Here is a 13,227-nt window from a genome sequence, read left to right as displayed (position 1 = left end):
ATATTTTCTAAGAAAGACAAAAGGATATGCAAAAAAATAAATTAAATAGGCAAAACTAATCGCTAAATCTGTATTTTTGCAAAATATCGAAACAGCATAATTAAACATAACATATAAATGGGAAAAGAAAAAATAATATTGACCGCAGACCGCCCGACCGGGAAATTACACATCGGACATTATGTAGGGTCGTTGAAACGAAGAGTAGAGTTGCAAAACTCGAACTTATACGACAAAATATTTATCATGATTGCCGATGCTCAGGCTCTTACCGATAATGCTGAAAATCCGGAAAAAGTCCGCCAAAATATAATAGAGGTGGCTTTAGATTATTTAGCATGCGGTATCGATCCGACAAAATCGACCATATTCATTCAATCCCAAATACCGGAACTCTGCGAACTGGCTTTTTACTATATGAATCTGGTAACAGTCTCCCGACTACAAAGGAATCCCACCGTAAAAACAGAAATACAGATGCGAAATTTTGCCACTTCGATTCCCGTAGGATTTTTCACCTATCCCATCAGCCAAGCATCTGATATTACGGCTTTCAAAGCGACAACAGTTCCTGTCGGAGAAGACCAAGAACCGATGTTGGAACAAACAAGAGAAATAGTCCGGAAATTCAATGCCGTTTATGGAGAAACCTTGATTGAACCGGAAATTTTATTGCCGGATAACTCTGCTTGTCTGAGACTTCCGGGAACAGACGGGAAAGCCAAAATGAGCAAATCTCTGAACAATTGCATATACTTGTCAGAATCTGCAGACGATTTACAGAAAAAAATAATGAGTATGTTTACCGATCCCGGACATTTACGTGTACAAGATCCGGGAAAGATTGAGGGTAATACGGTGTTTACTTATCTCGATGCATTCTGCAAACCCGAACATTTTGAGAAATACCTGCCAGACTATCCTAATCTCGATGAATTAAAAGCTCATTATCAAAGAGGAGGATTGGGTGATGTTAAAGTTAAAAGATTTTTGAATGCAATCATGCAGGAAGAATTAGAACCAATACGTTCAAGAAGAAAAGAGTTTGAAAAAGATATTCCTGCAATTTATAATATATTGAAAAAAGGAAGTGAAGTGGCAAGAGAAGCGGCAGCCGATACACTTTCTGATGTACGCAAAGCAATGAAGATCAACTATTTCGATGATGATGAATTAATTGCAGAACAATCGAAAAAATTCGGACAACAATAGCCCGATTATCTATTACATAATAACCTCAAAAAATTATAACCCTCGAAAGTTTTTATTTCCAATTTTCGAGGGTTATTTATTCCTTCGAACTGACATTTTTACTCACCTAAATTTGTCTATATTATAGTTAACCTTATTATACCATAAATCATGAATACACATTTTTCTAAAGTACTTTTTACAACCCTGCTTTTATTGCTCAATTCTGCAATTTATGCCTCAAACCCAAACATAGAATGGATGAATGGATACATAATTACACACAGCAACGACACTATACATGGAATAGCTACACAAAATTTAAATAGGTACTAAGAAAAAGTACCTATTTCTTTTTATTTATAATTATTCTAAATAAATTTGTGGAATAAAAATTTAAAGTTATGGGACATTATCATGACCACAACCATCATACTCCCCATATAGAAAATATAAACCGAGCATTTATATGGGGAATCGGGCTAAACCTTGCATTTGTTATTGTAGAAGCCGGCGCAGGACTATACTTAAATTCTCTTGCGTTATTATCTGATGCAGGACACAACTTAAGCGATGTAGTCAGTCTCATATTGGCATTATTAGCTTTTCGCCTTATGAAGGCAAAGGCTTCGGTAAACTATACATACGGATATAAAAAAAGTACAGTTTTGGTATCTTTGTTAAATGCTATCATCTTATTAGTTGCTGTAGGTGTAATATTCTCCGAAAGTATAGAAAAACTGAAAAATCCACAGCCTATCGAAGGCAATGCCATTGCTTGGGTTGCCGGAATCGGAATTTTTATCAACGCTTTTACAGCCTGGCTTTTTTTTAAAGATCGTAAACACGATCTTAATATCAAGGGTGCTTACTTGCACATGGCAGCCGATACTCTTGTTTCGGTCGGAGTCTTGATTTCAGGTATAATCATACAATATACAGATTGGTACATGATAGACCCTATCATCGGATTGGTCGTTGCCATCGTCATCTTAATATCGACATGGAATCTGCTCCACGACAGCCTACGTCTATCTTTAGACGGAGTACCCGTCGGAATTAATCCCGGTAAAATCAGGACATTAATATTGGAAGACAATAGAGTAAAAGAAATACACCATCTTCATATATGGGCAATCAGTACGACTCAAACGGCTTTAACGGCTCATATTGTTATAGACTCGTTCGCTGACAGTCAAAACTTGAAATGCCATTTGAAAGAAATACTGAGAAAAGCAAACATTCAACACGTCACATTAGAAATGGAGCTTCCCGGAGAACATTGCGACGGGAATTGCTGTTAATTACAAGATATGAATATTTTCAAGAAATTAAAAACAACCCATAAAACCCGGTCAGGGGCTCTGGACTTACTTAAATATATCGGTCCGGGATTGCTTGTTACTGTCGGGTTTATAGATCCCGGAAATTGGGCTACAAATTTAGCTGCCGGATCTTCCTTTGGCTACGCATTACTATGGGTAGTAACATTTTCTTCCATTATGTTGATTATCATCCAACATAACGTCGCTCACTTGGGAATCGTTACAGGATTATGCCTTGCAGAAGCTACAAATAAATACATTCACAAAACAATCTCTCGACCGATATTAGGATCAGCGATATTAGCAAGCATATCGACCTCGCTTGCCGAAATTCTCGGAGGAGCAATCGCTTTAGAAATGTTGTTCGATATTCCGATAAAAGCAGGAGCTGTCATCATAACAATTGCTTGTATTATTATGCTGTTCAGTAATACATACAGTAAAATCGAACGGTGGATTATCATGTTTGTCTCAATAATAGGTCTTTCTTTTCTATATGAACTGACATTGATAGACGTAGAGTGGACAAACACCGCAAAAAGCTGGGTAACACCATCTTTCCCGGACAATTCATTACTGATTATAATGAGTGTACTCGGGGCTGTAGTTATGCCTCATAATCTTTTCCTTCATTCCGAAGTCATTCAAAGTCGGGAATGGAATTTAGAGGATGAAACCGTAATAAAGAAACAGCTAAAATATGAATTCTACGACACGCTACTCTCTATGGGAATAGGTTGGGCGATTAACTCTGCAATGATCATCCTTGCCGCAGCAACTTTTTATAAACAAGGAATCGTTGTTGACGAACTTAGCCAGGCAGCTAATTTGCTTACCCCTCTTGTCGGAAATAATGCAGGAGTTATATTTGCAATTGCCCTATTATTTGCAGGAATTTCATCGACCATTACATCGGGAATTGCTGGAGCTTCTATTTTCGCGGGTTTTTTCAACGAAGCTTATAGCCCGAAAGATATTCATACCAAGATTGGGACATTACTCTCTTTTATTCCGGCTTTACTGCTCATTTTTTTCATCAAAGATCCGTTCCAGGGGCTTATCATATCCCAAATGCTATTGAGTGTACAACTTCCTATTACAGTATTCACGCAAATCTATCTGACTTCCTCTAAAAAAGTAATGGGTAAACACGTCAACAAAAAATCGACAACGATCATCCTTTTATCTTTAGGGACATTAGTTACGATTTTGAATATAGCGTTATTAATAAGCCTATTTTAGAATCTGTTTGAATTTTACCCAAATCAGTTTTGAAAATTTCCTTATTGAAAATTTAAACGGATTTTCTTAACGAAGCTATCATAATTTATAGGTATACGGAGACTATATTTTCATAAGTTCAGGGGATTGATACAGGAGAATATATCTTATTACTTTGCCAAAAACAAATAATTTAAAATTATGATAGGTATATTTTTCGGCAGTACAACAGGAACAACAGAGTCTGTAGCCAACCAAATCGCACAAGAATTAGGAATATCCTCTACAGATATTCACAATGTATCAGAAACTCCGGCAGAAGCGACAGACAAATACGATTGTTTGTTATTAGGCTCATCGACATGGGGATGTGGAGAATTACAAGACGATTGGTATGATTTCATAAAATCATTAAAAAGCCAGAACTTAAATGGGAAAAAAGTCGGTATATTCGGATGCGGAGACGGAGAATCATATCCCGACACATTTTGTGATGCAGTAGGATTAATTTATGATGAATTATCTGAAAGCGGTTGCAACTTTATCGGTAGTTTCGAACCTAAAGAGTATGCCGTAACGGATTCTTTAATTTGCAGAAACGGAAAATTCGTAGGTCTGGCAATCGATGATTGCAATGAAAGTTCACAAAAAGTATCAGAACGCATACACGAATGGTGTAACTTAATCAAAAAAGAAATTGAATGAGTGTAGAAGATTATAACCGCTTTGACTCTATAAAAGTATTTCTTCACCAGATTTATGAATTTAAGAAAGGAGTCCGGAATCTAGTCCTCTGTACAATGTGCAAATCTTGCGCCGATCTTGTAACAGAACGATTAAGAGAACAAAAAATCGAATATCTGATTCAAGAAGTCGTACAAAATAAAGTCAATTTATATTTCGGGAAACGTTCTTGCCTGGAAACCGTACGGACATTTATCGATAAACCGTTAAATAAACTTTCTCCAGAAGAAGATTTTATATTAGGGGCAATGTTAGGCTATGATATTACAATGCAGTGCGAACGATTCTGTAAAAAAAAGACAATAACACGAACTGCATAGCATAATAAAATAAAAAGAGATGGCCTGAAAATTTTTCAGGCCATCTCTTTTTATTTAGAAATCTAACTAAGATTAAAAATCCGTTACATTTTTTCGATTAGCAAATACTCGGTCAAATTCTTCTTTAGAACCGACAACCAATTTGTCAAATTCACGCTGACCAGTACCGGCAGGAATCAGATGTCCACAAATTACATTTTCCTTCATTCCTTCAAGTTTATCTACTTTACCGTTAATAGCAGCCTCATTCAACACTTTTGTAGTTTCCTGGAACGAAGCAGCCGACATAAAGCTGGAAGTTTGAAGAGCCGCACGAGTAATACCTTGCAAAATTTGTTCAGAAGTAGCAGGCACAGCATCTCGTACTTCTACCAAATGTAAATCGCGACGTTTCAGTGCAGAGTTTTCATCTCTCAATTTACGAGCAGTCACAATCTGTCCAGGTTTCATTGTCTGAGAATCTCCGGCATCGATAACCACTTTTTTACCCCAGATACGATCATTTTCCTCCATAAATTCGTGCTTATCGATAATCTGTTGTTCCAAGAAACGAGTATCACCCGGATCTATCACCATTACTTTACGCATCATTTGACGGACGATAACTTCAAAGTGTTTATCATTGATTTTCACACCTTGCAAACGATACACATCCTGAACCTCATTAACAATATATTCCTGAACGGCAGTCGGTCCTTTTATCGCCAAAATATCAGAAGGAGTAATAGCACCGTCCGAAAGCGGAGTTCCGGCCCGGACATAATCATTCTCTTGTACCAATATTTGTTTTGACAAAGGAACTAAATATTTCTTAACCTGTCCGGTTTTAGAAGTTACAGAAATTTCACGATTACCTCGTTTTACTTTTCCGAAATTAACTTCTCCGTCGATTTCAGAAACGACAGCAGGATTAGACGGATTACGAGCCTCAAACAATTCGGTAACACGAGGAAGACCTCCGGTAATATCTCCGGCTTTACCTACGGCACGCGGAATCTTAACAAACACATCCCCTGATTTTATCTCCTGACCTTCATCAACCATAAGGTGAGCCCCCATAGGCAATGAATAGGAGCGAATTACATCTCCTTTTTCATCCAGAATAAGAGCCGATGGAACTCGGGTTCTATCCTTAGATTCTATAATGATCTTTTCACGAAGACCTGTTTGCTCGTCCGATTCGACTTTATAAGTCACACCCTCGATTACATTATCGAATTTAACCTTACCGGTAGCTTCTGAAACGATAACGGCATTGAACGGATCCCATTCGCAAACGACATCTCCTTTTTTAAGAGTATCCCCACTATTAAAGTAAAGCTTAGAACCGTAAGGAATATTTGTTGTCGTCAATACGATTTTCGTATTTGGATCGATAATACGCATTTCAGCCAAACGACCTACGACAATCATCACTTTCTTTCCGGTTTCATCAATACTATCTACCGTACGAAGTTCATCTATTTCGAGAATACCGTCATAACGTGAAGTAACATTCGATACAGCTGCAATATTGGAAGCAATACCACCCACATGGAATGTACGCAATGTCAACTGTGTTCCCGGTTCACCGATAGACTGAGCAGCAATCACACCGACAGCTTCACCTTTTTGAACCAAACGATTTGTAGCCAAGTTACGTCCGTAACACTTAGCACAAACGCCCTTTTTCGATTCGCAAGTCAATACCGAACGAATTTCTACACGTTCAATCGGTGAATCACTTATTTTCTTAGCAATATCCTCGGTTATCTCTTCACCGGCATGAACCAAAATCTCTCCAGTTAACGGATGTTGAATATCATGTACCGAAACACGTCCCAAAATACGTTCTTCCAAAGAAGCGACGGTTTCTTCATTATTCTTCAATTCAGTACATACAAGTCCTCTTAACGTACCGCAATCTTCTTCATGAATAATTACGTCATGAGCTACATCGACCAAACGACGGGTCAAGTATCCAGCATCTGCTGTTTTCAAAGCCGTATCAGCAAGACCTTTACGAGCACCGTGAGTGGAAATAAAATATTCCAATACAGATAATCCCTCCTTAAAGTTCGCCAAAATAGGGTTCTCGATAATCTGTCCGCCTTCTGCCCCCGATTTTTGAGGTTTTGCCATCAAACCACGCATACCGGAAAGCTGACGAATTTGTTCTTTAGAACCACGAGCTCCAGAATCCAGCATCATGAATACAGAGTTAAATCCCTGATTATCATTTGTCAATTGTTTCATCAGAATATCCGACAATTTCGAATTGACATGAGTCCATGTATCGATAATCTGATTGTAACGTTCATTATAAGTGATGAAACCCATGTTATAATTCGCCATGATCTGCTCTACGTTAGCATACCCTTCATTAACCAAGGCTTCTTTTTCTGGCGGAATAATCACATCGGCAAGGTTAAAGGACAAACCTCCTTTGAAAGCCATCTGATATCCTAAATTCTTAATATCATCAAGGAATTGAGCTGCACGAACAACACCGCAAACTTTAATTACTTTACCGATAATACCACGTAAAGATTTCTTTGTCAGAATTTCATTGATATATCCGACTTCTACAGGCACTTTCTCATTTACCAAAACCCGACCCACAGAAGTCTCACGAAGTATATCTACAATATTCCCGTTTTCATCCAAATCTTTTACTACGACTTTTACAGGAGCGTGAAGGGAAACTTTTCCTTCATTATACGCTATCTCGGCCTCTTCCGGTCCATAAAATACCAAACCTTCACCCAAAGAACCCGGACGAAGTTTTGTAATATAATACAACCCGAGCACCATATCCTGAGACGGCACTGTAATAGGAGCTCCATTTGCAGGATTAAGAATATTATGAGCACCCAACATTAACATTTGAGCCTCCAGAATAGCTTCATTTCCCAAAGGTAAATGGACGGCCATCTGGTCACCGTCGAAGTCGGCGTTAAATGCCGTACATGCCAACGGATGCAATTGAATAGCCTTTCCCTCGATCATTTTCGGCTGAAAAGCCTGAATACCTAAACGGTGCAATGTCGGAGCACGGTTCAGCAATACGGGATGACCTTTCATCACATGTTCCAAAATATCCCATACGACAGGTTCTTTTCGGTCAACGATTTTTTTAGCAGATTTAACGGTCTTGACAATACCGCGTTCGATCAGTTTCCGAATAACAAATGGCTTGTAAAGTTCTGCAGCCATATCCTTCGGAAGACCGCACTCGTGCATTTTCAATTCAGGTCCGACAACAATTACCGAACGCGCAGAATAATCGACACGTTTTCCCAACAAATTCTGACGGAAACGCCCTTGCTTCCCTTTTAAACTGTCAGAAAGAGATTTCAACGGACGATTGGCATCGGTTTTTACAGCACTCGACTTACGGGAATTATCCAATAAAGAGTCCACCGCCTCCTGAAGCATACGTTTTTCGTTTCGTAAAATCACTTCGGGAGCTTTAATCTCCATCAAACGTTTCAAACGATTGTTGCGGATGATTACACGACGATAAAGATCATTCAAATCTGAAGTCGCAAAACGACCTCCATCCAAAGGAACAAGAGGACGCAATTCCGGCGGAATAACCGGAACGACTTTCAGAATCATCCATTCAGGACGATTACGCTGTTTTGAAGCCCGGAAAGACTCTACAACTTGAAGACGTTTCAGTGCTTCGTTTTTACGCTGTTGAGAACCATCTGTGCTGGCACGATGACGCAATTCATACGAAAGCTCGTCCAAATCCAAACGTGCCAAAAGATCATAGATAGCCTCAGCTCCCATTTTCGCAATGAACTTATTGGGATCTGTATCATCCAACATCTGATTTTCTTTAGGAAGAGAATCCAGAATATCCAAATATTCTTCTTCCGAAAGCAAATCATACACAGCTAAATCGTCTTTTACTCCCGGTTGTATCACAACATACCGTTCATAATATATAATTGCATCTAACTTTTTAGTCGGCAACCCGAGCAAATACCCGATCTTATTGGGTAAAGAGCGGAAATACCAAATATGAGCGACAGGAACGACCAATTGAATATGCCCCATACGCTCACGGCGTACTTTCTTTTCCGTAACTTCTACACCACAACGATCACAAACAATGCCCTTGTAACGTATACGTTTATATTTTCCACAATGACATTCATAATCTTTTACCGGTCCGAATATACGTTCACAGAACAAACCGTCCCGCTCAGGTTTATATGTACGGTAATTGATGGTTTCTGGTTTCAGGACTTCACCGCTCGACCCTTCAAGAATTTCTTCCGGAGAAGCCAAACCTATGGAAATCTTCGAAAAGTTACTCTTTATCTTGTTCTCTTTTCTAAAAGCCATATATTTAATTTATAAAGCGTTATCAGAATTGAAGCGCCTCCGCTCTTTACAGACGGAGGATCGCTGCTTCTATTTTATTATTCTAAAGTGATACTAAGACCAAGACCTCTCAACTCATGTAACAATACATTGAGAGACTCAGGAATACCCGGAGTCGGCATCGGTTCGCCCTTGACAATAGCTTCATAAGCCTTCGACCGACCTACAACATCATCAGATTTAACAGTCAGAATTTCCTGAAGTATATGAGCTGCCCCGAATGCTTCCAATGCCCAAACCTCCATTTCCCCGAAACGCTGACCACCAAACTGAGCTTTACCTCCCAACGGTTGCTGAGTAATCAGAGAGTACGGTCCGATGGAACGGGCATGCATCTTATCCTCTACCATATGACCGAGCTTCAGCATATATATGACACCCACTGTAGCCGGTTGGTCAAAACGTTCTCCGGTATGACCGTCATATAAATAAGATTTTCCATAACGAGGCAATCCGGCTTTATCCGTCCACTCATTCAAATCATCAAGACTCGCACCATCAAAAATCGGGGTTGCAAATTTCTCACCTAATTTCATACCTGCCCATCCTAAAACAGTCTCAAAAATCTGACCTAAGTTCATACGAGATGGCACACCCAAAGGGTTCAATACGATATCCACCGGAGTACCGTCTTCAAGGAACGGCATATCTTCCTGACGTACAACACGTGACACGATACCTTTATTACCATGACGTCCGGCCATCTTATCCCCTACGCTAATCTTACGTTTCTTTGCAATATAAACTTTTGCCAACTGAACAATACCTGAAGGGAGTTCATCTCCGATAGAAATATCAAATTTACGACGGCGTAATTCAGCATCGATTTCTTTATATTTCTTCAGGTAATTCATAATAGTTGCACGGATCAGATCATTTTTAGCCGGATCTGTAGTCCACTTACTAACTTGGATCGATGTATAATCTATCTCAGACAATGCTTTCTGAGAAAATTTAGCACCTTTTGCGATAACCTCAGTTCCTAAATAATCTTTCACACCTTGAGAAGTCTTACCGTTAGTCAGAACCATCAATTTTTCGATCAATAAATCTTTAAGAGCCGCCTGCTTTACTTCATACTCTTCATCAAGTTTAGGCAAGATAGCTTTATCACTCAATTTAGATTTACGTTTCTTGATGGCACGAGAGAAAAGATTAGTTCCGATCACCACACCCTTTAAGGATGGTGTAGCTTTCAATGACGCATCTTTCACATCTCCGGCTTTATCTCCGAATATCGCACGTAAAAGTTTTTCTTCTGGTGAAGGATCAGATTCACCTTTAGGTGTAATCTTACCAATCATTATATCTCCGGGACCGACATGAGCTCCGATACGGATAATACCACGCTCATCCAAATCCTTAGTGGCATCTTCACTTACGTTCGGGATATCCGAAGTAAGTTCTTCCATACCACGTTTCGTTTCACGGACTTCAAGAGAATATTCATCAACGTGTACCGATGTCAATATATCTTCACGAACAACACGTTCGTTCAACACGATAGCATCCTCATAATTATATCCTTTCCAAGGCATGAAAGCCACTTTCAAATTCTTGCCCAAAGCCAATTCTCCGTTTTCGGTAGAATACCCTTCTGTAAGAATCTGGCCGGTAACCACACGATCTCCCTTATGACAAATCGGACGCAAATCGACAGTTGTACTCTGATTTGTCTTACGGAACTTCGGTATTGTATATTCTTTAACCGCATCTTCGAAACTAACGAATTCCTCGTCTTCAGTACGATCATAACGAATACGTATCGTAGTAGCATCGACAAATTCGATCACCCCTGCTCCTTCAGCTGTAATCTGCGTACGAGAGTCTCGTATCAATTGACCTTCAAGACCTGTACCTACGATAGGAGCTTCTGTACGAAGCAAAGGTACGGCCTGACGCATCATGTTAGATCCCATCAATGCACGGTTAGCATCATCATGTTCAAGGAACGGTATTAAAGATGCAGCAATAGAAGCAATCTGTGTAGGAGAAACGTCCATCAACGAAACTTCTTCCGGAGCTACCACAGGGAAATCTGCATTCAAACGGGCTTTTACACGTGAACGGACAAATTTTCCGTCATCATCCAAAGGCGCATTACCCTGTGCAATAATATGTCCTTCTTCCACTTCAGCCGTCAAATAGACAATACCGTTATCGGACAAATCCACTTTCCCGTTTTCTACTTTCCGATAAGGAGTTTCGATAAATCCGAGATCATTGATCTTTGCATATACGCAAAGAGAAGAGATAAGACCGATATTCGGACCTTCTGGAGTTTCAATAGGACAAAGGCGTCCATAATGAGTATAATGAACGTCACGAACCTCGAACCCGGCACGCTCACGAGACAAACCACCAGGACCTAAAGCCGACATACGACGCTTATGAGTCATTTCGGCCAGCGGGTTGGTTTGGTCCATAAATTGTGATAATGCATTCGTCCCGAAGAATGTATTAATTACCGAAGAGATTGTCTTGGCATTAATCAAGTCGATCGGAGTAAATACCTCATTATCCCGTACATTCATCCGTTCACGAATCGTACGTGACATACGAGCCAAACCGACACCGAATTGGTTATAAAGCTGTTCTCCGACAGTACGTACACGACGATTACTTAAATGGTCGATGTCATCTACATCGGTTTTCGAATTTATCAACTCTATCAGATATTTGATAATTTCGATAATATCTTCTTTTGTCAAGACTTTTACATCAGGCGAAGTAGAAAGATTCAATTTTTTATTGATCCGATAACGTCCCACCTCACCCAAATCATATCTCTTCTCAGAGAAAAACAGATTTGTAATCACTTCGCGTGCACTCGCATCATCTGCAGGTTCTGCATTGCGAAGCTGACGATATATATATAATACAGCCTCTTTTTCAGAATTACTGGAGTCTTTCTGAAGAGTGTTGTAAATAATCGAATAATCAGACAGATTCCGTTCTTCCTTGTGCAACAATATATTTTGAACACCAGATTCAAGAATCTCTTCTATGTGACTCTCTTCGAGAACGGTCTCACGATCTATAACAACTTCATTACGTTCAATAGACACCACCTCACCGGTATCTTCATCCACAAAGTCTTCGACCCATGTCTTCAACACGCGGGCAGCCAAACGACGCCCCAAAGCTTTCTTCAGATTGGTCTTATTAACCTTTATTTCTTCTGCCAAACCGAAAATCTCAAGGATATCCTTATCGCTCTCGAAACCGATTGCACGCAATAAAGTAGTTACGGGCAATTTTTTCTTCCGATCGATATAAGCATACATCACATTATTGATATCGGTTGCAAATTCGATCCAAGAACCTTTAAAAGGGATGATTCTGGCCGAATACAATTTGGTTCCGTTCGCATGCGTACTTTGTCCGAAAAATACACCGGGAGACCGATGCAACTGAGATACGACAACACGTTCGGCTCCATTAATAACAAATGTACCTTTAGCAGTCATGTACGGAATAGGGCCCAAATACACATCCTGTATCACAGTATCGAAATCTTCGTGATCGGGATCTGTACAATATAACTTCAGTTTTGCCTTTAAAGGTACACTGTAAGTTAACCCTCTCTCTATACACTCATCTATTGTATATCTAGGCGGATCAATATAATAATCCAAAAATTCGAGGACAAAATTGTTACGAGTATCTGCAATAGGAAAGTTTTCTGCAAATACCTTATACAATCCCTCATTTTTTCGTTTTTCGGGGGGTGTATCAAGTTGAAGAAAGTCTTGAAATGACTTCAATTGAACTTCAAGAAAATCCGGATATTGTAGCGGACTCTTAATTGAAGCAAAATTTACCCGTTGTTTACCAATATTTGAAGACATTTATTAAATGGAATTAATTGAACTTAATTTAAAATATATACACAAAAAGGTAAAGAGGCCTCTCACTGAGGACTCTTTACCAAAGTACCTGAATATCAGGAAATACTATTTAAGTTCAACTTCAGCTCCAGCTTCTTCTAATTGTTTTTTCAATGCTTCAGCTTCGGCTTTAGCCAAACCTTCTTTCAAGTTGCTAGG

8 protein-coding genes are annotated in these 13,227 nt (G+C 39.4%); 5 read left to right on the top strand and 3 right to left on the bottom strand.

All coding sequences use genetic code 11. From position 1 onward, the window contains the following. Positions 1-117: 117 nt before the first annotated feature. The 5 genes from trpS to AC1WHX_RS05830 all read left to right on the top strand — a co-directional run bounded on the left by trpS (position 118) and on the right by AC1WHX_RS05830 (position 4,801). Complete coding sequence (gene trpS / locus AC1WHX_RS05850) at positions 118-1,212, top strand: tryptophan--tRNA ligase (RefSeq protein WP_294178749.1); 1,095 nt, start codon at positions 118-120, stop codon at positions 1,210-1,212. A 383-nt stretch (positions 1,213-1,595) separates the two neighbouring features. Then, on the top strand, positions 1,596-2,495 hold the full coding sequence (locus AC1WHX_RS05845) for a cation diffusion facilitator family transporter (RefSeq protein WP_278583300.1): 900 nt from the start codon (positions 1,596-1,598) through the stop codon (positions 2,493-2,495). Between the two features lie 9 nt (positions 2,496-2,504). Further along, positions 2,505-3,758: an Nramp family divalent metal transporter gene (locus tag AC1WHX_RS05840; RefSeq protein ID WP_418236198.1), complete on the top strand. Its 1,254-nt coding sequence runs from the start codon at positions 2,505-2,507 to the stop codon at positions 3,756-3,758. 180 nt (positions 3,759-3,938) lie between these two features. After that, positions 3,939-4,442, top strand: a complete 504-nt coding sequence (locus tag AC1WHX_RS05835; protein WP_009317993.1) for a flavodoxin — start codon at positions 3,939-3,941, stop codon at positions 4,440-4,442. Further along, positions 4,439-4,801: a DUF2023 family protein gene (locus AC1WHX_RS05830; protein ID WP_122304420.1), complete on the top strand. Its 363-nt coding sequence runs from the start codon at positions 4,439-4,441 to the stop codon at positions 4,799-4,801. Before AC1WHX_RS05835 ends, AC1WHX_RS05830 begins: the two co-directional genes overlap by 4 nt. Before the next feature lie 72 nt (positions 4,802-4,873). On the opposite strand, the gene rpoC is transcribed toward AC1WHX_RS05830, so the two are convergent. From rpoC to AC1WHX_RS05815, 3 genes are all read right to left on the bottom strand, one after another. Continuing rightward, on the bottom strand, positions 4,874-9,139 hold the full coding sequence (gene rpoC / locus AC1WHX_RS05825; protein ID WP_009317995.1) for a DNA-directed RNA polymerase subunit beta': 4,266 nt from the start codon (positions 9,137-9,139) through the stop codon (positions 4,874-4,876). Positions 9,140-9,216: 77 nt separating this feature from the next. After that, positions 9,217-13,029, bottom strand: a complete 3,813-nt coding sequence (rpoB, locus tag AC1WHX_RS05820; protein WP_475679101.1) for a DNA-directed RNA polymerase subunit beta — start codon at positions 13,027-13,029, stop codon at positions 9,217-9,219. A 105-nt stretch (positions 13,030-13,134) separates the two neighbouring features. Then, the coding region (locus AC1WHX_RS05815) for a ribosomal protein L7/L12 (protein ID WP_481228978.1) at positions 13,135-13,227 on the bottom strand (93 nt) is incomplete at its 5' end.

The organism is Coprobacter sp., assembly GCF_982436375.1.
The sequence above is the reverse complement of the archived record's forward strand: the minus strand, read 5'-3'. Positions and strand labels throughout refer to the sequence as shown.